Origin of the sequence: Ilumatobacter fluminis (assembly GCF_004364865.1) — a bacterium.
GTDB lineage: Bacteria > Actinomycetota > Acidimicrobiia > Acidimicrobiales > Ilumatobacteraceae > Ilumatobacter > Ilumatobacter fluminis.
This window is the reverse complement of sequence record NZ_SOAU01000001.1, coordinates 2,785,209-2,807,320: the sequence shown is the minus strand read 5'-3', so window position 1 is coordinate 2,807,320 and position 22,112 is coordinate 2,785,209. Positions and strand designations below refer to the sequence as shown.

Below are 22,112 nucleotides of genomic sequence, written 5' to 3'. Positions count from 1 at the left end.
CGCGAGATCGTGGCGCTCCCCACGAACCGCACGGCCGTCGGCCAGGAGCGCTACGTTCGGTCGATGTGAGTGACACCGAGATCGGACGACCCCGCCCCGTCATCGCCGGGTTGCCGGCGTACCGGCCGGGCAAGGGTGCGAAGCAGGCCGAGGCCGAACACGGCATCACCGACGCGATCAAGCTCGCCTCCAACGAGAACCCGGCCGAGCCGCTTCCTGCGATCGTCGAGGCGATCACCGCCGCCGCGTCGGGCGCCAACCGCTACGCCGATCACCGCGCCACCGCCGTTCGCCAGGCGCTGGCCGACCGCCTCGGTGTCACCGTCGAGCAGGTCACGGTCGGCAACGGCACGGTGGGCCTGCTGCAACAGCTATGGCTGAGCTACGTCGATCCGGGCGACGAGGTCGTGTACCCGTGGCGCTCGTTCGAGGTCTACCCCGTCTACACCCAGGAGATGGCCGGCACTGCCGTCACGGTCCCGCTGCGCGACGACCTCGGTTTCGACCTCGACGGCGTCGTCGATGCCGTGACCGAACGGACCAAGCTCGTCGTCCTCGCAACACCGAACAACCCGACCGGTGTGGCCTGCACGACCGCCGAGCTGCGCACCGCGCTCGAGCGGATCCCGCGAAGCGTCATCGTCTGCATCGACGAGGCCTATCGCGAGTTCCTCGATCCATCGTTCGGCGACCCGGTGAGCGAGCTGCTGCCCGACTTCCCGAACGCGCTCGTCACCCGCACGATGTCGAAGGCGCACGGTCTCGCCGGGGTGCGTGTCGGCTACGCCGTGGGCCATCCCGACGTGATCGCCACGATCGACAAGACCCTCGTGCCCTTCGCCGTGAATGCGTTGGCCCAAGCCGCCGCGTTGGCGGCGATCGAGCACGACGACGAGATCCGCCGATCGGTCGACGGGCTGCTCGCCGAGCGGTCCCGTGTCGAGTCGGCACTTCGGGCAGCGGGATGGTCACTGCCCGCCCATCAGGCGAACTTCGTCTGGCTCGCGCTGGGCGATCGCACCGACGAGATCGCGCTCGGTCTCGAGCGGAGCGGCGTCGTCGTACGGCCCTTCTCGGGCGAAGGCATTCGCGTCACGATCGGCACACCTGCCGAGAACGACCGGTTCGTCGCAGCGCTGGCCGAGGTCTCGAGTTGAACAAGCAACGGTGGTTCCCCGGCGATCCCCGTCAAGTCGGGAGCGACCCCGACTACCGCTTCACGCTCGCCAACGAGCGGACGTTCCTCGCATGGATCCGGACGTCACTCGCCCTGGCCGCCGGCGGTCTGGGTGCGGTCACCATCCTCGACGACTTCCCGGGCGAAGAATTCCTGGGGATCGGCCTGCTGGCACTCAGCTTCGCCACCGCAGCGACGGCCTACCGGCGGTGGGCGCTCAACGAACGGGCGATGCGCCTCGACGAGCCGCTGCCGCCCTCGAAGTTGCCCGCCACGATGGCCGTCGGTGTGGCGCTCGTCGCCGTCGCGGCCGCCGTCTTCTTCGTGATCGACACCCTCTGATCGTCGCGACGTCATGGCTCGACAGGACCGCCCCAGCCAGGTGTTCGACGCCGGGTTGCAACAGGAGCGCACGGCGCTGGCGTGGGAACGGACCGCGATCGCGTCGATGGTCGCGGGCGTCCTGCTCGCCCGCTACAGCGCCCAAGAACTCCACGTCGCCGTCGCGGCGATCGGCATCCTCCAGGTCGTGCTCGGGGCCGTGCTGTTGATCTGGACCGGGATGCACTACGACGATCTGCACGGGCCGCTGCGCTCCGGCGAGAGCCCGGTCCATCCGCTCGCGGCGAGGGTGGTCGGTCTGGCCACCGTCTGCTTCAGCGGCCTCGCTCTGATCGTGGCGTTCGCCATCGCGCTCCGTTGACCGTCGACGGGAAGCGACGGCGTTCCCGGCGGGTTCCCGACACGTGCCAAGCTTGCTCCATGCGCCGACGGACCACATCGACGTGTCGCCTTCGATCGACGAGGGGCGGCGTGGCGCGCTGATGGACGAGTTGTCGGCCGACGCCAAGTTCGAGCAGTACGTGCTGCCCGAGATCGAGGTGATGCTGCGCGTCGCCCGGTCGCTGACCCGAAACCGGGCCGACGCCGAGGACCTCGTGCAGGACACCCTGGTCAGGGCGTACAAGGCGATCGACCGTTTCGACGGCCGGTTTCCGCGTGCCTGGCTCCTCACGATCCTGCGGAACACCAACATCAACCGCAACCGTCGTCGACGTCCCGAGCTGCTGCGCGACCCCGACACCCAGCTCGAACGCGTCGTCGCCGAGCCGGAGGATGCCGACGCACTGCGTCCCGACCGGTTCATCGACTTCGAACTCGACGCTGCGCTCGAGGACGCGTTGGCAACGCTGACCGAACCGTTCGCCCAGGTGGTCGAACTGGTCGACATCGACGGCCTCGCCTATGCCGAGGCCGCCGAAGTGCTCGACGTGCCGATCGGCACCGTCATGTCGCGCCTGCACCGGGCGCGCAAGAAGCTCCGCGATCAACTCCGCGACGCCGGTGCGGCGCCTGCGTTCGGTGACACCGGGAGGTCGTCATGATCCGTATGTACGTCCGTCGGATGACCGGCGGTCGCTGGCCCTCGATCCAACCGGGGGAGCAGCTCGCTTGCCCCGAGGTGGCGCGGCTCCTCCAGCAGTTCCTCGACGACGAGATCGACGATCCGGTGGTGGTCGAGGCGCTGACCGTCCACGTCGACGAGTGCGGCCCGTGTGGCTACGAGGCCGAGACGTTCCGCACGATCAAGGCGGCGCTGGCGGCGCGGCGGGAGCCGCTCGAGCCGGAGTCGGTCGACCGGTTGCGGTCGTTCGGGTCGTCGCTGATGCGGGAGTCGTGACGCCCGGTCGGGCGACGCTCAGCCGAAGCGAACGGCGACTTCGGCGAGGATCGTGCCCTCTTCGGGGCTGACGTCGTCGTCGATGCCGGCCACCTCACGGGCAGCCGAGAACAGGGCCCGCCGCAGCACACGGCTGCTGATGCGGCGATCGATGTCGTCGATCAGCTCGACCACTTCGCCGTCGGCGATCGCCTGCTGGGCTCGCTCGACGGCCGGTCCGAGGTACTTGTCGAAGGTGAAGTCACCGTCTCGCCAGTCGTCGGTGATGTCCTTGATGGCCTCGATCTCGGCCTCGTCGAGGTTGTGGTCGGCCGCCATCACGAGCGCGAGCAACTCGAGCGCGGCGGTGTGCTCGTAGTTGGCAGTGGCGTGGACGGCCACGCCCTTGTACAGCTCCGTCAGTCGATCGTTCACCGCCGACGAACCTAGTAGACCGGGCCGTCGCGGCCGTCACCCGCTGGTGATGCCGAGGCTGCGCCGCAGGAAGTCGAGCTGGTGGAGCAGCAGGTTCTCGGCCACGATCTCCTGCGGCGTCATGTGGGTGACCCCGACGAGCGGCAGGACTTCGTGTGGCTTGCCGGCGGCGAGCAGCGCTGCGCTGAGCTGCAGGGTGTGCGCCGCCACCACGTTGTCGTCGGCGAGGCCGTGGATCAGCAGTAGCGGCCTCGTCAGTTCGGGTGCCAGGGGCAGCAGCGAGTTGGCGTCGTACACCTCGGGCCGCTCGTTCGGGTCGCCGAGGTAGCGCTCGGTGTAGCAGGTGTCGTAGAGGCGCCACTCGGTGACCGGTGCGCCGGCGATCCCGGCGTGGAACACGTCGGGCCGCTTCATGACGGCGAGCGCCGACAGGTATCCGCCGAAGCTCCAACCGCGCATCGCCACTCGCGTGAGGTCGAGTTCGGGGTGCTGCTCCGCGGCCGCGTGGAGTGCGGTGACCTGGTCGTCGAGGACGCCGGTGGCGAGGTCGAGGAACACCGACCGCTCGTAGGCGGAGCCGCGGCCCGGTGTGCCGCGCCCGTCGGCGACGACGACGGCGAAGCCCTGATCGGCGAACCACTGCGACGCGCAGAACGCGTTGTGCGAGCGCAGGACACGCTGTGCGTGCGGTCCGCCGTACGGGTCGAGGAGGACCGGGAGTGGCGAGCCGTCGTGGTCGTGGGGGAGCAGGACGGCGGTGGTCGGCACGTCGGCCGTGTGGGCGGCGACGCGGACGTTCGGTCGCACCAGCGGACGCTCGGCGTGGGAGGTGAGCGTGTGACCGTTCGGGAGACGCCACCGGGCGCCGGGCTCGTCGACGGTCGCCGTCCGGAACAGGATGGTGTCGCCGCCGACCGCCGCCTGGTTCACGGCGAGCCCGTCGGTGAGCGCCTCGAAGCCGTCGGCGCGGGTCCAGCGGTAGACGTGCAGCTGGCTGGCGTCGTCGAGCGGATTGCCGGTCACCACGACTCGGTCGGCGTCGGCCTGCACGACCGAGCGGATCTGGACGTCGGCCGGCGAGACCAGGTCGTCGCCGAGCGACAGACGGCGGGCGCCGTCGGCCTCCGTGCACATCACCGGCGTGTCGGGAGCGATCAGCGCGCCGGTGCCGGGCACCAGTTCGACCCAGGCGTCGTCGTGGTCGGTGAACACCGTCGTGGTGGCGCCGGTCGACGGGTCGGCAGTGAGTACCTGCAGGTCGCGCTGATCGCGCGAGAGCACGGTGAGGGCGAGGCCGTGGCCGTTCCAGGCGACCTTGGCGAGGTACTCGAACGCCTGGCGGTCCCAGTCGACGGCGACACGATCGCCCGACCCCAGCACGCACACGTGCAGGGTGACCTCCGGGTTCGGTGTGCCTGCCGCGGGATAGCGAACCGGCCGGGGTGTCGAGCCCGGGTCGGCCGGGTTCGAGATGTGCCACACCTGCACCGGTGCGTCGTCGACGCGGCAGGCCGCGATCGCCGAGCCGTCGGGGCTCCACCAGAACCCCCGATAGCGGTTCATCTCCTCCGCGGCGACGAAGTCGGCGCTGCCCCACGACACGGTGTCGGCAGCGCCGTCGGCCGGACCGGCGACGAGGTGTGCGTCGCCGTGCAGGTCGGTGACCCACAGCTCCCGTCCACGGACGTACGCGATCCGCGTCCCGTCGGGGGACACGTGCGGGTCGAACACCGGGCCGGGCACGTCGAGGCGACGGCACTCGCCGTCGAGTTCGGCGGTGAACAGGTTGCCGGCGAGCACGAACACGGCCCGCTCGGCGGCTCGATCGAGTTCGTATCCGGTGATGCCACCGGCGCCTTCGCGCAACCGCTCGCGGCGCGCCCGTTCCTCGGGTGGGAGGTCGGCGTCGTCGGCGGCGATGGCGGCCATCAGGGTGACCGGGTCGGCGACCAGGCGTTCCTCGCCGGTCTCCACGTCGGCCACCCAGAGGCAGTTCACCGGATCGGCGCCGCCACGCGAGCGGGCGAACACGACCCGCTGCCCGTCGGGCGTGACACTCAGGTCGCGCGGCTCACCGAGCGTGAGTCGTTGGGTGCGTGCGTACTGACGAGGAAACGAGTCGACCACGCCGAGCGACGCTAACGGATCGAGTCACCCTCCGAACCGTGCCCACCCACACCTCGGCAACACCGGCCGAGCGCCAGGATCGGCGACGGGTGTGACCAGCCGCTCGCGGACCTGCCGCAGACCCAGGGCCGTGCGGACGTCGATCATGGTGACCGCAGGTCGAGTTCCATGAAACGCCAGTCGTGGTGGAGCTCGCTCGGTACTTCGGCACCGGCGTAGATCGGCCGATCGCGGAAGCCCTCGGCCTCGTAGAGCCGATGCGCAGCGGTCATGAACGGGCCGGAGTCGAGTCGCATGCTCGTGTACCCGAACGACCTCGCATCGGAGACCAGACGTCGCACGATGTCCGCGCCGAGCCCGGTGCCTCGTTGACTCGGGCGCACGAAGACCCGCTTCATCTCCGCTGCCTCGTCGGTCGTCCGGCGCACGCCGCCCATGCCGACGGCCGCCCCGTCGCGTCGTACGAGGTAGAAGACACCCTCTGGTGGCTCCGCCGCGCACAGTGCACCGAGCGTGGCTTCGACGTACTCGACGATCGGTTGATTCAGCAGCGCCGGCAGATCGAGGCCGAAGGTCTGCTGGATGCTGGCGTCGAGCCAGTCGAGGTAGGCGACGTTGAGCTCGGTCAGCACCGCCCGATCGCGGCCGGCGTCAGCGGGTTCGAATGTGGTCGGCATGCAGCCCTCCTCGATGCCGTCGAAGCCGAGTCCTGGGCGACACGACGGCACCATCCTCCCAGGCACGGTCGATGACCACGGTGATTGCGTCACGCGGCGTTGCCGGCGACGGTCGTGGCCAGCGGGTTGTTCCCCGTGCCGTCGGAGGGCGCGCGAACGAGCGACGAGTTCCCGGCGAGGTCGAGACGCCGCACCGAGACCTGATCACGACGAGCCGAGCAGTCGTGAGCAACTTGTGTCGGGGTGCCGTTGGTGTCATTGTCGTCGACATGGACGAGAGGCGGACCGGGCGTCGAGGCAACGACGCTCGCGTCACGCTCGGCGACGACGATCCGCCTGCTGCTCACGGGGCGGCGCTCGGTGCCGGTGAGGTCGGCGGCTGGTGGGCGTGGAGGAGCCGTCGCCGGACGCATGACGGGGTCGACTCGGTGTCGCCGGCGACCGGGCGCGGCACGCTCCACGCACTGCTGTGGTTCGCCGGATTGGCTGCGATCGTGGCGGTTGGACCACTCGTCGTCGCGTGGCCACGCGCCGTGTGGTTCGCCATCGCCGTGGTCGTCATGGTCGGTGTCGGCCTGCTGTGGGACCGAACGCACACGTCCTGACGAGGAACCCGTCGCTGCCGTAGCGTGCACGCATGGCCGGTGGGACAGTGCTGTGGACGTCGGACGAACTCGGGAGTGCGGAACACTGCTCGCTCGACGTCGGCGGGGCCGGTGCGACGTTGGCGGGGACGACCGTGTTGCCGTTCGAGGGGCGACCCGCACACATTCGCTTCTCGGTGACCACCGACCCGCAGTGGCGCACACGCTCGGTCGACGTCGAGATCGTCGGGCATCGCAGCATCACGGTCGTCATGCGCGTCGACGACGGCGCGTGGTCGGTCGATGGCGTCGCCCGTCCTGACCTGGCCGGCTGCGTCGATGCGGACCTCGGGTGGACACCGGCGACCAACACCCTCCCGATCCGACGGCTCGGCCTCGACGTGGGGGAGTCGGCCGAACTCACCGCGGCGTGGCTGCGGTTCCCCGACCTGGTCGTCGTCCCCAGCCGCCAGCGCTACGTCCGCGAGGGTGCGCACGCGTGGCGCTACCTGTCCGGCGACCACGACTTCGCACTCGAGACGAACGCCCACGGGCTGGTCACCCGCTACGGCGACGACCTGTGGGTCGCGACGGCGACCGCAGACACCTGACCGACCTGAACGACCTGATCGACCGGCCGACCCGACCGAGACGGGCTCGCTCGGTCCTGTCAGCCGACCGAGGCGAGAGCGTCGAGCACGATCTGCCAAGCGGCGTCGGCGTCGACCCGATCGAGCACACGGGCGTTGGGCTCGCCGCGCTCGCTGATGTCGCGCCGGTCGATCACCGTCATGCCGGTCGTGTAGGCGCCGCGGGTCTCGACCGTGACGTGGCGCTCGGTGTGCTCGAACAGGTCGGGGTGCGTGACCGCCAGCACGGCCAACGGATCGTGCAATGCAGCGCCGGGCATGTGGTCGTGGCGGCTGATGTAGTTGTCGGTGAAGAAGCGGAACAGGTCGCTCATCAGCGTCGTGAAGTCGCTGCCGATCGCCGCGACCTGATCGATTCGCTCGTGGAGCAGGACGAACTGGTGGGTCACGTCGAGGCCCGCCATCGTGATCGGTGCACCACACCCGAACACGATCTCGGCCGCCTCGGGGTCGGCCCAGATGTTGAACTCGGCCATCGGGGTGCGGTTGCCGAACGTGCCGCCGCCCATCAGCGAGATGCCGGCGATCCGATCGGCCAGGTCGGGGGCGGCGCGCAGTGCTAGCGCGATGTTGGTCAGGGGACCGGTCGGCACGAGCCACAGCCCCTCCTCGAAACGGCACGTCTCGATGATGAAGCCGACGGCGTCGGTCGAGTCGGCGCCCGCCTGGGGCTCGGGCAGATCGGCGCCGTCGAGCCCGCTCTCTCCGTGCACGAACGCACCGAACTTCGGCGGGGCGACGAGCGGCCGTTCGGCGCCGGAGTGCACGCCGCAGCCGACATCGAGCAGGTCACGCATCACGCACGCGTTGTACGTCGTCCGGTCGAGCGGGGCGTTGCCATGTACCGTCGTGATGCCGGCGAGGTTCGTGTGTCGGTGCGCCACGATGATGGCGACGACGTCGTCGTGTCCGGGGTCGCAGTCGAGGATGATCCGAGGGGGAGTGGCGGACGAGGTGGGGGCCATGACGGCCAGCATCGCACGCGACGTGCGACCATGGCGCCGTGACCGCTCGTTCTCGCATCGCACCGCTCGTCGTCGTTGTCGCGACACTCGCCGCGTGCAGTTCGGGGGACGGCACCGACCTCGCCGAGGTCGACACCGACCCCGCGCAGACGACCGTCGAGACGCTCGGCGAGGCGAGCACCGACGACGAGACCGTCGCCGAACCTGCGGTGGGCGACCCCGACGACTCGGGCGACGCCGAACCCGATGCGACGGCGGGCGCCGACGTGACCGTGCCGCCCGATTCCGTCGCGGTCGACGACACGGGCGTGCCCGGGCTCGACGCCGATGACGCGTTCTGCCGGTCGTGGAGCCGCTTCGGCGGCTCGTTCCAGGTGGTCGCGGTCAACGCGGCCTTCGGCGGCAGCGACGACCTCCGCCTCGCCACGCTCGAGGTTGTGGCGTCGCCGACGACCACGTCCGCCTATGCCGATCTCTCGCTCGAGTGGCCCGACGAACTCGCCGACGAGGCCGACGCCGCACTCGACGGCGTCTACGGCCCCTTCGCCCGACGACTCGCCCAGGCCCGCACCGCCCTCGTCGACGCCGGAGCGACGCAGGCCGACCTCGACGCGATCGACGAGGCGTGGGTGCTGGCGCTGGCGACCCGTCGCCCCGACGACCCCGAAGTCGTGATCGACCTCCCCGAACCGCTGTGGCTCCTGATCGACGAGGCCGCCCCGGCCTACCTCGACGAGGTCGGGCCGTGGGCGACCGACGAGAGCCTCGTCACCGACGTCGAGATCCCGCTCACCGACCTCTACCTCAGCGACAACTGCCCCGACCAGGGCGTCCTCGCCGGCCAGGAAGTCACCGAGACGCCCTGATCGACGACATCCTGATCGGACGGGATCGGCGGCGCCTTGCGGCCGGCGTGACGGACGTTTCGTCAACGCAGACGGTCCGCGCCGGTGGCGCCTCCTACACTCGCGACCCGTGACGACGATCGCTTTCGGTGCCGACCACGCAGGATTCGAACTCAAGGAGCACCTCGTGCGACGGCTCGGCGAGCAGGGCTTCGAGATCATCGACCACGGCACCGACTCGACCGACAGTGTCGACTACCCGGCGTTCTGCGCCGCCGCCGCACGCAGCGTGCGCGACGGCGCCGCCGACTTCGGCATCGTGATCGGCGGATCCGGCCAGGGCGAACAACTCGCCGCCAACAAGGTCCGCGGCGTCCGCGCCGCGCTGTGCAACTGCCTCTACACCGCCCGTATGGCCCGAGAGCACAACGACGCCAACGTGCTGTCGGTCGGCGCCCGCGTGGTCGGCCTCGGCCTGGCCGAAGAGATCGTCGACCTGTTCCTCGCCACCGACTTCGAAGGCGGGCGCCACGCCCGACGCGTCGCCCAACTCGGCGAACTCGAAGCCGACTTCTGATCGTTCATCCCCACCCCACCGGAGGCCCCCGATGCCGTTCCACACCGACACCAACCCCGACGTCGAGGTCGAGGCGCTGCTCAAGCGTGAGTACGAGCGCCAGACGACCGGACTGCAGCTGATCGCGAGCGAGAACTTCACCTCGCCCGCCGTCATGCGCGCAGTCGGCTCCGTCCTCACGAACAAGTACTCCGAGGGATACCCCGGCAAGCGCTACTACGGCGGCAACGCCGTCATCGACGACGTCGAAGGGCTCGCCATCGAGCGCGTCAAGGCGCTGTTCGGCGCCGAACACGCGAACGTCCAGCCGCACTCGGGCGCCAACGCGAACATGTGCGTGTACCAGGCACTCCTCGAACCCGGCGACACCGTGCTCGGCCTCAGCCTCGACCACGGCGGCCACCTGACCCACGGCTCGCCCGTCAACGCGTCGGGCCTGCTGTACGACTTCGTCGCCTACGGCGTCGGTGCCGAGGAACGGATCGACGTCGAAGAGGTGCGGGCGAAGGCGCTCGAACACCGGCCGAAGATGATCGTCGTCGGCACCACGAGCTACCCGCGTCGTCTCGACCCGCAGCCGTTCAAGGCGATCGCCGACGAGGTCGGCGCGCTGCTCATGTTCGACATCGCCCACCTCGCCGGTCTGGTCGCCGGTGGCGCCCATCCGAATCCGGTGCCCTACGCCGACGTCGTGACGTTCACGACCCACAAGACACTCCGTGGGCCGCGCGGTGGTTGCATCCTCAGCAAGGCCGAGCACGCCAAGGCGATCGACAAGGCCGTGTTCCCCGGCTGGCAGGGCGGACCGATCGAGAACGCCATCGCCGGCAAAGCGATCGCCTTCTACGAGGCGTCGCAGCCGAGCTTCTCCGAGTACGCCCAGCAGATCGTCGCCAACGCGTCGGCGCTCGCCGAGGCGCTGGTGGGGGAGGGGTTCGCGCTCGTCTCGGGCGGCACCGACAACCACCTGATGGTCGTCGACCTGCGTCCGTTCGACGAGGAGCTCACGGGAAAGGTCGCCCAGTCGTCGCTCGACGAGGCGGGCATCACCCTCAACAAGAACACCGTGCCCGACGATCCGCGCAGCCCGTTCGTGACCAGTGGTGTGCGCATCGGCACGCCGTCGGTGACCACGCAGGGCATGACCGAGGCCGAGATGCCCGTCATCGCCGACCTCATCGCGCGTGCCCTGCGCCATCGTGAGGACGCCGACGCCGTGGCAGGCGTCCGCGACGAGGTCGCCAACCTCTGCGCCAAGTTCCCCGCCTACTGACCGCGAAGGCTCGACGCGCACCCGCCCCGGGTCAGGTGACCGCCGGTAACGGCTCGTTCCTCGCCGTCACCTCTGGCACCTGACCCGAAGAGCTCGGCCCCGCCACCCCGGGTCAGGTGTCGTCGGTGACGGGTGAGGCGCAGCCGAACCCGTTACCAGAGATCACCTGACCCGGAGCACCCTCGGGATCGCGGTACGGGTACGATCGGCGCACGTGGGTCCGGCGATGAGCGATTACGTCTTGGTGGGCGCGGTCGCGGCGATCGTGACCGTGATCGTCACGCCGATCGTCGGGCTGATCGCCCGCACCGTGCAGCCGAAGGGTTGGCTGGTGCCGCCCAACGCCCGCTCGGTGCATACGGCCCCGATCCCGCACGTGGGCGGCATCGCGATGCTCACCGGGTTCCTCGCGGCGATGCTCATGGCGTGGGCGACCGGCCGGTTCGAGGTCGTCTTCACCGACAACACCGAACCGATCGGCATCGTCATCGCAGCGATCGTGATCTTCGTCGTCGGCTACCTCGACGACGTGCGAGACCTCGCACCACCGGCCAAGGTGACCGGCATCGTCCTGGCGGCGATCATCCTCTACTGGTTCGGCGCCACGATGTTCTACTTCCGTGTCCCGTTCTACGACGTGATCCTGCTGTCGGGCGACTGGGTCCCGCTCGTCACCGTGTTCTGGCTGCTCGGCATGACGCAGGCGATCAACCTGATCGACGGGCTCGACGGTCTGGCCGCCGGCATCGTCGCGATCGCCGCCGGCTCGTTCTTCCTCTATGCGTTCCGGTTGAACGAACTCGACCTGCTGCCCGACCGCAACCCCGGCCCGCTGGTGGCGGTCATCGCGGCCGGCGTGTGCATCGGGTTCCTCCCGCACAACTTCAACCCGGCCCGCATCTTCATGGGCGACAGCGGAGCATTCCTGCTCGGGCTGCTGATGGCGGTGTCCACCAGCCTCGTGGGCGGCCGTGCCGACCCGAACACGCAGGCCTTCGTCGGCCAGACCTTCTTCTTCTTCGCCCCACTCGCCATCCCGCTGCTCATCCTCGGCGTGCCGATCGTCGACACCGTGTTCGCGATCATCCGGCGGGCCTCGAAACGACAGGCGCTCGACGTCGCCGACAAGGGCCACCTGCACCACCGACTGATGAACCTGGGCCACGGTCACCGCCGCAGCGTCCTCATCCTCTGGGCGTGGACCGCGCTGCTGTCCGGATTCGTGCTCTACCCGGTGCTCAGCAACCAGAACCCGAGCTACCTCCCGTTCGGCGTGGCGGCCCTCGGTCTGGTGCTGTTCACGGTGCTGCACCCGAGCGTGCGGCGCAAGCGTGCCGAGGCCGTCGAGGCGGCCCTCGACCGACCGGCGTCGGAACAGATCGACCCGTCGCGGCCCGAACGGGCCAGGGAGCGACCCGCACGTGTGCTCGACGACGGTGCCGAGACCGCTTCTGCGGTCGGCTCCGACACCGCTCTCGTCGCCGACGACGACGCGGATGTGTAAGTCTGTCCGTGTCGATCTGCGCGCGAAGTTGCCCCGAGCGACAGCGCCCGATTAGATTGTGCAGCAGTTCACAAGCCCCGGCGGTCAGCACGCCGAGGCCTCGGATCTTCCCTCAACGACGAGTGTCTCCTTCCATGTCCCCGAACAGCCCAGCGCCCCGCCCGCGCGCCGCCGACACCGAGTCGGCACCGCTCGCAGGCCGATTCGGCAGCAACGCCGTCGCCGGTGGTATGGAGATCGCGCTCACGATCCTGCTGTTCGTCCTCATCGGACTCGGGATCGACACGTGGCTCGGCACTCGCCCGTTGTTCATGATCGTGCTGTTCCTCTTCGCAGCGGCCGGCTCGTTCGCCCGCACGAAGCTGATCTACGACGCCGAAATGGATCGTCTCGAGGCCGAGCGCATCGAGAAGCGCAACGCCAAGCGCGCCGAACAGGCTGCGCCGAGCGCCCCGGAGGCCGACGCCGCATGAGCGACGCCATGACCGATCCTGCCGCCACCCCCGACGACGCCGAGATGTCCGACCAGACCGCCGACATCTCGCCCACGTCGCTCCCGGTGCAGGGCGACCCGATCGAATACATGATCAGCCTCGACATCGCGAAGAAGGGCCTCGTCATCGCCCCCGTGATCGTGGCGATCTGCGCCCTCGTCTGGGGCAGCGAGGGTGCCGCCGGCGCTGCCGTCGGGATCGGCCTCGTCGTCGCCAACTTCTTGCTCTCGGCCGCCTTGGTCTCCGGCGCCGCCCGGATCTCGCTCGGCCTGATGATGGGTGCCGTCCTGTTCGGCTACGCGCTGCGCCTCGGCCTCATCTTCCTCGTCATCGTTCTCGTTCGCGACGAGCCCTGGATTTCACTTCCGGCGCTCGGAGCGACCATTATCGCGACGCACCTCGGTCTCCTCATGTGGGAGCTCCGATACGTCGCGATCAACCTGGCCTACCCCGGCCTGGCACCCAAGCAGACGAAGTCGTAGCCCCGGCTCCGACACCGTCGACACACGACACCAGCTCGAACACCCCACGACTTTCACTCGACCGGCTCTCACAAGGAACAGATCGGAAACAACGTGCTCGCCCTCGAATTCCCGCCCCTGAACGAAATCCTCCGTTGGCGCGACCTGTTCCCGACCTTCAACAAGGTCGCGCTCATCGCCGTCGCCGCGGCGCTGATCGGCATCGTGATCTTCCTGATCGCTGCCAGCAAGGACGGTTCCAAGGCGCCCAAGGGCATCCGCAACTTCGCGGAGCTGCTCGTCGAGTTCGTCGAGAACCAGATCATCATGCCGGCGATGGGCAAGTCGGGCATGGGCTGGACCCCGTTCCTGCTGACGCTGTTCATCTTCATCTATCTGTGCAACCTGCCGGGCATCATCCCGATCCTGTACATGCCGGCCACGGCTCGAATGGCGATCCCGCTGTTCCTCGCCCTGCTCGTCTGGCTCGTGTACGTCGGAACCGGTCTGAAGCACCAGGGGCTCGGCTACTTCGGCCACATGATCGCCCCGCCTGGCGTCCCGGCGGCCCTCTACCCGCTGATCGGCCCCATCGAGATCCTCTCGAACCTGGTCATCCGCCCCTTCTCGCTCGCCGTTCGTCTCTTCGCCAACATGCTGGCCGGCCACATCCTGCTCGTGACGTTCTCGCTGCTCACCGAGGAACTCATCCTCGAGGGCGACAACATCATCTTCCGAGTACTCGGCGTGCTGCCGTTCATCATGCTCATGCTCATGACCGTGTTCGAGGTCCTGGTCGGCTTCCTGCAGGCCTACATCTTCACGATCCTCACCGCGGTCTACATCGGTTCGTCGGCTCACCCCGAGCACTGATCCGAACCACCCTCTCTCCCACACCAACACCAACAGGAGTACCAACCCAACATGGAAGCACTCAGCATCCTCGCTCAGGTCGCCGAGCCCGCGGACTTCGGTCCGATCGGTGCCGGCATCGGCTACGGCCTCGCGGCGATCGGCCCGGGCATCGGCATCGGCTACATCGTCGGCAAGTCCGTCGAGGCCATGGCCCGTCAGCCCGAGTCGGCCGGCATGGTCCGCACCACGATGTTCCTGGGTGTGGCGTTCACCGAAGCCATCGCGCTGATCGGCTTCGTGGTCGCCATGCTCGTCCAGTGAGCCGGCCCCACACGCCTGATCATTCCCGGAGCCACGTGCTCAATCCATCCGTCCATCTCTCCCGCAAGGAGCTGACGTGCTGACAGCCGTCGTTACCCGGGGAGTCACAGGAATCGACGTCGCCTTCCTGCCACAGGCAGACGGCGGCGAAGCGGACTTGACGTTCGAAGAGTCCCAAGATTTCTGTGAGTTCCCGTTCGAAACAGAAGAAGAGTTCGAAGCAGAACTGGCGGAGGGCCACCCCTGTGAGGAGGGGCCCAGCCCCATCCTGCCCGAGGTCAAGGAACTCGCGTGGGGCGCAGGCTCGTTCCTCGTGTTCCTCGTCGTCATGCGGCTGTTCCTCTACCCCAAGCTCCGCAAGGGGATGGATGCCCGCTATGCCAAGGTCGAGGAGGGGTTCGAGCAGGCCGATGCCGCTCGTGCCGCCGCCCGGGCCGAGGTCACCGAGTACGAAGCGGCTCTCGCCACCGTGCGCGCCGAAGCGGCCGAGCGTGTCGACGCCGCTCGTGCGACGCTCGCCGGTGAACGTGAGACCCGCCTCGCCGAGGTGAACGCCGAAATCGCCGCCAAGCGTGAAGCCGCCATGGCCGAGGCCCGAGCCGCCCGAGAGGCAGCCGAGTCCGACGTGCGCAGCGCCGTCACCGACGTCACGTCCAAGGTGTTGGAACTGGCGATCGGCCGGGCACCGACCGAGCAGGTCGAGTCCGCCGTCGCCGACGTGATGAACTCGGAGGTTCGCTCATGAACCAGTTGGCATACGGCTTCGTCGCCGCCGACGGTGAGCTGCTCGATCCGGCACGCTCCCCGCACTGGCTGTGGCCCGAAGACGCCGAACTGATCTTCGGCACGATCTCGTCGCTCATCGTCTTCGCCGTGCTGTTCAAGTTCGGCTGGCCGCTCTTCAAGAAGGCCCTCGAGGCCCGAACCGAGCGGATCCAGTCGGCGATGGACGAGTCGGAGACCAAGCTCGCCGAGGCCAAGACCGAGGCTGCCGAGATCCGCTCGGCCGCCGGCGACATCGACGCCGAGCGTCAGCGCCGCTTCGCCGAGGCCGACACCGAGGCGGAGTCGATCCTCGCCGAGGGTCGTGCCCGTCTCGACGAGGAGATCGAGGAGTTGCGGGCAGCCGCCGACTCCGACATCGCCCTCATCGCCTCCCGCGCCAGCGGCGAGATCCGCGGTGAGATCTCGATGCTGTCCCGCCGTGCGGTCGACCGTGCGGTCTCGGGCCAGCCCCTCGACGACGCGACGCAGCAAGAACTGATCGAATCGTTCATCTCGAAGGTGGGTGCCTCATGAGTGACGCACGTGTCCAGGGGTACGCCAAGGCCCTGTTCGAGGTCGCCCGAGCCGAGGGCACCCTCGACGAGGTCGAGGACGAACTCTTCCGTTTCGCCCGCTCGTACGAGTCGAGCGACGAACTGCGCACGGCGCTGAGCGACGAGGGCATCCCCGCCGCCAAGCGTCAGGCGATCATCGAGGATCTGCTCGGTGGCAAGGCCACGTCGACCACGACCCAGTTGGTGTCGATGGTGGTCGGTGCGGGCCGAGCCCGTGAGCTGCCCGCGATCATCGACAAGCTCGTCGCCCGAGCCTCGAGCTCGAAGAACCTGGCCGTCGCCGAGGTACGCAGTGCCGTACCGCTCACCGACGATCAGCAAGCCCGACTGAAGGCCGCACTCGCCAACGCGACCGGCTCGGAAGTCAACCTCAAGATCGTGGTCGACCCCTCGATCATCGGCGGCCTCGTCGCCACCGTCGGCGATACCGTCATCGACGGCAGTGTCCGTACCCGTGTCGACCAGTTGAAGAGCCGTCTCTGACGGACAGGAGCACCGCAATGGCTGAACTCACCATCTCCGCCGCCGACATCGCCTCGGCGCTCAAGAACAACCTCGAAGGCTTCGAGCAGTCGCTCGAGGCCCGCACCGTAGGCCGCGTCGCCGAGATCGGTGACGGCATCGCCCGCGTCAGCGGCCTGCCCGACGCCGCCGTGAACGAACTCCTCGAGTTCGAAGACGGCTCGGTCGGCCTGGCGCTGAACCTCGACGAGGGCTCCATCGGTGCCGTCGTCCTGGGCGACACCGCCAGCATCGAAGAGGGCCAGCCGGTCAAGGCGACCGGTCGCATCCTCTCGGTCCCCGTCGGTGACGGCATGCTCGGCCGCGTGGTCAACGCGCTCGGCGAGCCCGTCGACGGCAAGGGCGAACTTACCGGCACCCAGCTGCGCCGCATGGAGATCCAGGCGCCGGGCATCATGGGCCGCAAGCCCGTGCACGAGCCGCTCCAGACCGGCATCAAGGCGATCGACGCGATGACGCCGATCGGCCGTGGCCAGCGTGAGCTGATCATCGGCGACCGCAAGACCGGCAAGACCACCGTCGCCGTCGACACGATCCTGAACCAGAAGGGTCAGGGCGTGAAGTGCATCTACGTCGCCATCGGCCAGAAGGGCTCGACCGTCGCCCAGACCGTCGAGGTCCTGCGTGAGAACGGCGCCCTCGAGTACACCGTCGTGGTGACCGCCCCGGCCGCCGACTCGGCACCGTTCAAGTACCTCGCTCCGTACGCCGGCTGCGCCATGGGCCAGCACTGGATGGAGAACGGCGAGCACGCCCTCGTGGTGTACGACGACCTCTCGAAGCAGGCCGAGGCCTATCGCCAGATGTCGCTGCTGCTCCGTCGTCCCCCGGGCCGTGAGGCCTACCCCGGCGACGTGTTCTACTTGCACAGCCGCCTGCTCGAGCGTGCCGCCAAGCTCTCCGACGAGAACGGCGCCGGCTCGCTCACTGCGCTGCCGATCATCGAGACGAAGGCCGGCGACGTGTCGGCGTTCATCCCGACGAACGTGATCTCGATCACCGATGGCCAGGTGTACCTGCAGGACAACCTCTTCAAGTCGGGTGTGCGTCCCGCCGTCGACGTGGGCATCTCGGTGTCCCGAGTCGGTTCGGCCGCCCAGACGAAGGGCATGAAGGGCGTCGCCGGCACCCTGAAGCTCGACCTCGCCCAGTTCCGTGAGCTGGAGGCGTTCGCAACCTTCGGTTCCGAGCTCGACGCCGTGTCGAAGGCCCAGCTCGAGCGTGGCTACCGCCTCGTCGAGCTGCTCAAGCAGCCGCTGAACAGCCCGATGTCGGTCGAAGACCAGGTCGTGTCGATCTTCGCCGGCACCAAGGGCTACCTCGACGACATCCCGGTCGCCGACGTGCGCCGCTTCGAGCGCGAACTCCTCGAGTTCATGCACGGCCTGCACGGCGGCATGATGTCGGAGATCAAGGGTGGCGTGCCCGACGGCCTCGCCGGCGCGGTCGACGCGTTCAAGGCCCAGTTCAAGATCACCGGCGCCGACGGCCACCACGTCGACCCCGCCAGTGTCGACGCCGACGAGCTCGGCGAGGCGCACAGCACCAAGACGCTCGCCACCGAGTGATCTGCCCCATGTTCTCGACCCGTCCACCGACCGAGCTTTCGAAAGGAGTGATCTGACATGGCAGGAGGCCAGGAACGTATCCTGCGCGGCCGCATCAACTCGATGCAGGCCACCAAGAAGATCACCCGCGCCATGGAGCTGATCGCGGCGAGCCGGATCGTCAAGGCGCAGCAACGCGTCGAGGCGGCGGTGCCGTACTCCGAGCAGATCACCGAGGTCGTCAAAGACCTGTCGGCTGCCGGTGCGAGCAGCGATTCGCCGCTGCTCGCCGGCCGGAGCGAGGTCAAGAACAAGTGCTACGTCGTGATCACCGCCGACCGCGGTCTCTGCGGCGGCTACAACTCCGGTGTGCAGCGCGCCGCCGAAGGTGAGATCAAGGCCGACGTCCTCGCGGGCAAGGGCTACGAGATCATCCCGGTCGGCAAGAAGGCCGAGGCGTACTTCCGCTTCCGCGGTTACTCGCTCGGCCAGTCGTTCCAGGGCTTCAGTGACAACCCGTCGTACGCCGACGCCAAGGCCATCGGCCAGCACGTCGTCGCGCTGTACGCATCGGGTCACGTCGACTCGGTCGAGCTGGTCTACACCCGCTTCATCTCGGCGGGCAGCCAGGAAGTCGTGCTGCGCCCGCTGGTGCCGCTGCAGCGCGACACGGTCGAAGGTGGCGACGGCAAGGCCGGCTCCACCGATGGATCGGGTTCCGACTACGAGTTCGAACCCGACCCGACGACGATCCTCGACACGCTGCTGCCGCGCTATGTCGAAGCCCGTGTGTACGCAGCACTGCTCAACGCAGCGGCTTCGGAGCACGCGTTCCGTCAGCGGGCCATGAAGTCGGCCACCGACAACGCCGAGGAACTGATCAAGAACCTCAGCATCATCATGAACCGTGCCCGTCAGGACTCGATCACCACCGAGATCATGGAGATCGTCGGCGGTGCCGAGGCGCTGGGCTCCGGCAAGGACGAACAGATCCGCTACGTCGAGCTCGACCTCGACGCCACGTTCGGCGGCTCGTCCGCCGGTCACCCGGCTCCGTCCACCACCCCGACCGGTGATGTCCAGAACGCTGGATCGATCGCCGTCGAAGAACGTACGAACACCGTGACCAACACGACCGACTCGCCCGACGCCGGCGAGAACATCTGACCAAACCGCTGGTTGAGGAGACACTGACAGCCATGACCATGACCGACAACCAACTGCAGGATGGCCGCGTCGTCGGTATCGCCGGCCCGGTGATCGACGTCGAGTTCCCGCCGAGCGCGCTGCCCGAGCTGAACACCGCCGTCGAGTTCGAGGTCGACATCGAAGGTGAGCGCCAGAAGGTGCTCGCCGAGGTCGCCCAGCAGCTCGGCAACGGCCGCGTTCGCGCCGTCTGCCTCAAGCCCACCGACGGCCTCAAGCGCGGCACCCCCGTGCGCAACACCGGTCACGGCATCCAGGTGCCGGTCGGCGACAAGGTCCTCGGCCACGTCTGGAACGTGTGGGGCGAGGCGCTCGACGAGGAGCCCGAAGGCTTCGACCAGATGGAACGGTGGGAGATCCACCGTGAGGCGCCGTCGTTCGACGCTCTCGAGCCGTCGGCTCGCGTGTTCCCCACGGGCATCAAGGTCATCGACCTGCTGACCCCGTACGTCGCCGGTGGCAAGATCGGCCTGTTCGGTGGCGCCGGCGTCGGCAAGACCGTGCTCATCACCGAGATGATCAACCGTGTCGCCTCGCAGCACGGTGGTGTGTCGGTGTTCGCCGGTGTCGGCGAGCGCACCCGTGAGGGCACCGACCTCCGTCTCGAGATGATGGAGTCGGGCGTGTTCGAGAAGGCCGCCCTCGTGTTCGGCCAGATGGACGAGCCGCCGGGCGTCCGCCTCCGTGTCGCCCTGTCGGCGCTCACGATGGCCGAGTACTTCCGTGACGAGCAGAACCAGGACGTGCTCCTGTTCGTCGACAACATCTTCCGGTTCGTCCAGGCCGGTTCCGAGGTGTCGACCCTCCTCGGTCGTATGCCCTCGGCGGTGGGCTACCAGCCGACCCTCTCCGACGAGATGGGCCAGCTGCAGGAGCGCATCACCTCGACCCGCGGTCGTTCGATCACGTCGCTGCAGGCCGTCTACGTGCCCGCCGACGACTACACCGACCCGGCGCCGTTCACGACCTTCACGCACCTCGATGCCACGACCGAGCTCAGCCGTACGGTTGCCTCGCTCGGCATCTACCCGGCGGTCGACCCGCTGGCCTCGACCTCGACCATCCTGTCGCCCGAGATCGTCGGCGAGCACCACTACAACATCGCCCGTGGCGTGCAGGAGACCCTCCAGCGCTACAAGGAGCTGCAGGACATCATCGCCATCCTCGGTCTCGACGAGCTGTCCGACGAGGACCGCCTCACCGTCAACCGTGCCCGCAAGATCCAGCGCTTCTTGTCGCAGCCGTTCTTCGTCGCCAAGGTCTTCACCGGCCTCGACGGTGAGTTCGTGCCGATCGAGGAGACCGTCCAGTCGTTCGAGGCGATCCTCAACGGCGAGGTCGACGAGGTTCCCGAGCAGGCGTTCCTGAACGTCGGTGGCCTCGAGCAGGTTCTCGCGAAGGCCAAGAAGCTCGAGGAGAGCTGACCATGGCCAACGTCATGACCGTCGAAGTGGTCTCGCCCGAGAAGGTGCTCTACTCGGGCGAGGCGACCATGGTCATCACCCGCACGATCGGTGGTGGCGAGGTCGCGTTCCAGCCCGGTCACGTTGCGTTCCTCGGTGCGCTCACCGAGAACCACACCCGGGTGTTCCTGGCCGACGGCTCGACCGAGGACGTCGCCGTCCACGGTGGATTCGTCGAGGTCTCGAACAACAAGGTCTCGATCCTGTCCGACGCCGCCGAGCTCGGCAGCCAGGTCGACATCGAGCGTGCCCGTTCCGCCAAGGAGCGTGCCGAAGAGACGCTGCGTCACGAACACGACGCCGAGGCGGTCAGCGCCCTCGGCCGTGCGCACGCCCGCCTGAACGCGGCCGGCGCACTCTGATTCCGACGGTGAGCGGGCGTCGGCGCTTCTGCGCCGGCGCGATGCTCGCCGTCGTCGTCGTTTTCACCGGCTGTGCGAGCGACACCCCGGAGGTGTCGCCGCCGGCCCAGGTGACGGAGACCGATGTCTTGACGACCGAGGCGCCGTCGACGAGCATCAGCACGCCGTCGAGCACGAGCCCGGCGGTGCCCCGTCCCTCGACGAGCAGCACGACGACCACGACGACCGGCGCATCGTCCAGCACGACGACGAGCAGCACCATCAGTTCGACGACCAGCACGGTCGTGCCGTGCCCGGCGGTCGAGCTCGTCGTGCTCGGGAACTCGACCGACTATTGGCCGAACTTCGTGGTGGGTGTCGACGCACCGACCGACGACGCGTGGCCGGCCCTCCTCGAGACGATGCTCGCACGCTCATTGCCGGCGACCGACGTGAGCGTCGAGAACGGTTCGGTCCTCGGTGCCGGGTTCGACATCGGGCTGTACGGCGTCACGAGCATGACCGAGCAGCTCCGCACGCTCGCCTCGGCGCACACCGACGGGTCAGCGGTGCTCGTGGTGGCGCCGAGCGTCGTCGACCTCCAACTGCGCTCGCTCGACGTCGACGCCTCGTACGAGGCCTTCGATGCGATGTACGACGAAGCCACGTCGGCGTTCGAGACGGTCGCCGTCCTGCCGATGAACCCGGTGGCGGTCGGTTCCGACCCCGCGGTCGCACAGGCGATCGCCGAGTTCAATCGGCGGCTCGTCGAGTCCGGAGTGGTCGATCCCGACGACCGATCTCCGCTCCTGTCCGACGACGGGCTGTTCGGTCGTCCGGCGTACTACGACGACTTCGACGACGGGCGCCTCGACACCGCCGGGCCCGACCCCGACGGGCTCCACCCCGACGTCGACGGGCATGCTGCCATCGCCACCGGCCTGGTGCCCGCCCTGGTCGAGCTGATCCCGATCGTGTGTCCGTGAGCACCGGTCGACGCCGAACGAAATCGAAGATCGCTGCAACGTCGCTCGCTACGGTGGTCAGTCGATGTCGGCTGGCGGACAGTCGACCGTGAACAACAGCGG

The 22,112-nt window shown here is 68.6% G+C and carries 26 protein-coding genes and 1 pseudogene; 23 read left to right on the top strand and 4 right to left on the bottom strand.

What is annotated here, in order from left to right; genetic code table 11:
- Positions 1-65 precede the first annotated feature (65 nt).
- The 5 genes from hisC (at position 66) to BDK89_RS12740 (ending at position 2,858) form a co-directional block, all read left to right on the top strand.
- Positions 66-1,157 carry a histidinol-phosphate transaminase gene (gene hisC, locus BDK89_RS12760; RefSeq protein WP_208294064.1) on the top strand — a complete coding sequence of 364 codons (1,092 nt, stop codon included), beginning with the start codon at positions 66-68 and terminating at the stop codon, positions 1,155-1,157.
- Positions 1,154-1,519: a YidH family protein gene (locus BDK89_RS12755; protein ID WP_133869304.1), complete on the top strand. Its 366-nt coding sequence runs from the start codon at positions 1,154-1,156 to the stop codon at positions 1,517-1,519. The genes hisC and BDK89_RS12755 overlap by 4 nt, the downstream gene beginning before the upstream one ends.
- A 13-nt stretch (positions 1,520-1,532) precedes the next feature.
- Positions 1,533-1,880 (top strand): DUF202 domain-containing protein, encoded by a 348-nt coding sequence (locus tag BDK89_RS12750; RefSeq protein ID WP_133869303.1) that lies wholly within the window; start codon positions 1,533-1,535, stop codon positions 1,878-1,880.
- A 121-nt stretch (positions 1,881-2,001) separates the two neighbouring features.
- The gene (locus tag BDK89_RS12745; RefSeq protein ID WP_133871086.1) at positions 2,002-2,562 is read left to right on the top strand and encodes an RNA polymerase sigma factor; all 561 of its coding nucleotides are present in this window, start codon (positions 2,002-2,004) and stop codon (positions 2,560-2,562) included.
- Complete coding sequence (locus BDK89_RS12740) at positions 2,559-2,858, top strand: hypothetical protein (RefSeq protein ID WP_133869302.1); 300 nt, start codon at positions 2,559-2,561, stop codon at positions 2,856-2,858. The genes BDK89_RS12745 and BDK89_RS12740 overlap by 4 nt, the downstream gene beginning before the upstream one ends.
- 18 nt (positions 2,859-2,876) lie before the next feature.
- Here BDK89_RS12740 and BDK89_RS12735 read toward each other — a convergent pair whose 3' ends face one another.
- From BDK89_RS12735 to BDK89_RS12725, 3 genes are all read right to left on the bottom strand, one after another.
- Positions 2,877-3,272, bottom strand: coding sequence for a tellurite resistance TerB family protein (locus BDK89_RS12735; protein WP_133869301.1), 396 nt, complete (start codon positions 3,270-3,272; stop codon positions 2,877-2,879).
- Positions 3,273-3,308: 36 nt separating this feature from the next.
- Complete coding sequence (locus BDK89_RS12730; RefSeq protein ID WP_133869300.1) at positions 3,309-5,399, bottom strand: prolyl oligopeptidase family serine peptidase; 2,091 nt, start codon at positions 5,397-5,399, stop codon at positions 3,309-3,311.
- 143 nt (positions 5,400-5,542) lie between these two features.
- Positions 5,543-6,076: a GNAT family N-acetyltransferase gene (locus tag BDK89_RS12725; protein WP_166657559.1), complete on the bottom strand. Its 534-nt coding sequence runs from the start codon at positions 6,074-6,076 to the stop codon at positions 5,543-5,545.
- Positions 6,077-6,345: 269 nt separating this feature from the next.
- Between BDK89_RS12725 and BDK89_RS12720 the strand changes: the two genes are divergently transcribed.
- Positions 6,346-6,681: a hypothetical protein gene (locus BDK89_RS12720; RefSeq protein ID WP_133869298.1), complete on the top strand. Its 336-nt coding sequence runs from the start codon at positions 6,346-6,348 to the stop codon at positions 6,679-6,681.
- 32 nt (positions 6,682-6,713) lie between these two features.
- Positions 6,714-7,271 (top strand): putative glycolipid-binding domain-containing protein, encoded by a 558-nt coding sequence (locus tag BDK89_RS12715; protein ID WP_133869297.1) that lies wholly within the window; start codon positions 6,714-6,716, stop codon positions 7,269-7,271.
- 59 nt (positions 7,272-7,330) lie between these two features.
- Here BDK89_RS12715 and BDK89_RS12710 read toward each other — a convergent pair whose 3' ends face one another.
- Entirely contained in the window at positions 7,331-8,275 is a 945-nt protein-coding gene (locus BDK89_RS12710) for a nucleoside hydrolase (protein WP_166657558.1), read from the bottom strand.
- A gap of 38 nt (positions 8,276-8,313) precedes the next feature.
- On the opposite strand from BDK89_RS12710, the gene BDK89_RS12705 reads away from it, so the two are divergent.
- The 16 genes and pseudogenes from BDK89_RS12705 (at position 8,314) to BDK89_RS12630 (ending at position 22,010) form a co-directional block, all read left to right on the top strand.
- Positions 8,314-9,141 (top strand): hypothetical protein, encoded by an 828-nt coding sequence (locus BDK89_RS12705; RefSeq protein ID WP_133869295.1) that lies wholly within the window; start codon positions 8,314-8,316, stop codon positions 9,139-9,141.
- Positions 9,142-9,250: 109 nt separating this feature from the next.
- Positions 9,251-9,697 carry a ribose 5-phosphate isomerase B gene (gene rpiB / locus BDK89_RS12700; RefSeq protein WP_133869294.1) on the top strand — a complete coding sequence of 149 codons (447 nt, stop codon included), beginning with the start codon at positions 9,251-9,253 and terminating at the stop codon, positions 9,695-9,697.
- Between the two features lie 31 nt (positions 9,698-9,728).
- A complete protein-coding gene (locus BDK89_RS12695) occupies positions 9,729-10,970 on the top strand; it encodes a serine hydroxymethyltransferase (protein WP_133869293.1) in 1,242 nt (413 codons plus the stop codon).
- 226 nt (positions 10,971-11,196) lie between these two features.
- Complete coding sequence (locus tag BDK89_RS12690; protein WP_133869292.1) at positions 11,197-12,474, top strand: glycosyltransferase family 4 protein; 1,278 nt, start codon at positions 11,197-11,199, stop codon at positions 12,472-12,474.
- A gap of 134 nt (positions 12,475-12,608) precedes the next feature.
- Entirely contained in the window at positions 12,609-12,947 is a 339-nt protein-coding gene (locus BDK89_RS12685) for an AtpZ/AtpI family protein (RefSeq protein ID WP_133869291.1), read from the top strand.
- A gap of 8 nt (positions 12,948-12,955) precedes the next feature.
- The gene (locus BDK89_RS12680; RefSeq protein WP_133869290.1) at positions 12,956-13,450 is read left to right on the top strand and encodes a Cg1360 family ATP-synthase-associated protein; all 495 of its coding nucleotides are present in this window, start codon (positions 12,956-12,958) and stop codon (positions 13,448-13,450) included.
- Positions 13,451-13,543: 93 nt separating this feature from the next.
- Entirely contained in the window at positions 13,544-14,302 is a 759-nt protein-coding gene (gene atpB, locus BDK89_RS12675) for a F0F1 ATP synthase subunit A (RefSeq protein WP_133869289.1), read from the top strand.
- A gap of 51 nt (positions 14,303-14,353) precedes the next feature.
- A complete protein-coding gene (atpE, locus tag BDK89_RS12670; protein WP_133869288.1) occupies positions 14,354-14,605 on the top strand; it encodes a F0F1 ATP synthase subunit C in 252 nt (83 codons plus the stop codon).
- A gap of 157 nt (positions 14,606-14,762) precedes the next feature.
- Positions 14,763-15,350 carry a F0F1 ATP synthase subunit B family protein gene (locus tag BDK89_RS12665; protein ID WP_133869287.1) on the top strand — a complete coding sequence of 196 codons (588 nt, stop codon included), beginning with the start codon at positions 14,763-14,765 and terminating at the stop codon, positions 15,348-15,350.
- Complete coding sequence (locus BDK89_RS12660) at positions 15,347-15,904, top strand: F0F1 ATP synthase subunit B family protein (RefSeq protein WP_133869286.1); 558 nt, start codon at positions 15,347-15,349, stop codon at positions 15,902-15,904. The genes BDK89_RS12665 and BDK89_RS12660 overlap by 4 nt, the downstream gene beginning before the upstream one ends.
- A complete protein-coding gene (gene atpH, locus BDK89_RS12655) occupies positions 15,901-16,428 on the top strand; it encodes an ATP synthase F1 subunit delta (protein ID WP_133869285.1) in 528 nt (175 codons plus the stop codon). The genes BDK89_RS12660 and atpH overlap by 4 nt, the downstream gene beginning before the upstream one ends.
- Positions 16,429-16,445: 17 nt before the next feature.
- Positions 16,446-18,035 carry a F0F1 ATP synthase subunit alpha gene (atpA, locus tag BDK89_RS12650; protein WP_133869284.1) on the top strand — a complete coding sequence of 530 codons (1,590 nt, stop codon included), beginning with the start codon at positions 16,446-16,448 and terminating at the stop codon, positions 18,033-18,035.
- A gap of 57 nt (positions 18,036-18,092) precedes the next feature.
- Positions 18,093-18,995, top strand: a pseudogene (locus BDK89_RS12645) (F0F1 ATP synthase subunit gamma); the annotation flags it as partial.
- Positions 18,996-19,213: 218 nt separating this feature from the next.
- Positions 19,214-20,644, top strand: a complete 1,431-nt coding sequence (atpD, locus tag BDK89_RS12640) for a F0F1 ATP synthase subunit beta (RefSeq protein ID WP_208294062.1) — start codon at positions 19,214-19,216, stop codon at positions 20,642-20,644.
- Between the two features lie 2 nt (positions 20,645-20,646).
- Entirely contained in the window at positions 20,647-21,045 is a 399-nt protein-coding gene (gene atpC, locus BDK89_RS12635) for an ATP synthase F1 subunit epsilon (RefSeq protein WP_133869282.1), read from the top strand.
- An 8-nt stretch (positions 21,046-21,053) separates the two neighbouring features.
- Positions 21,054-22,010: an SGNH/GDSL hydrolase family protein gene (locus tag BDK89_RS12630; RefSeq protein WP_133869281.1), complete on the top strand. Its 957-nt coding sequence runs from the start codon at positions 21,054-21,056 to the stop codon at positions 22,008-22,010.
- Positions 22,011-22,112: the final 102 nt, after the last annotated feature.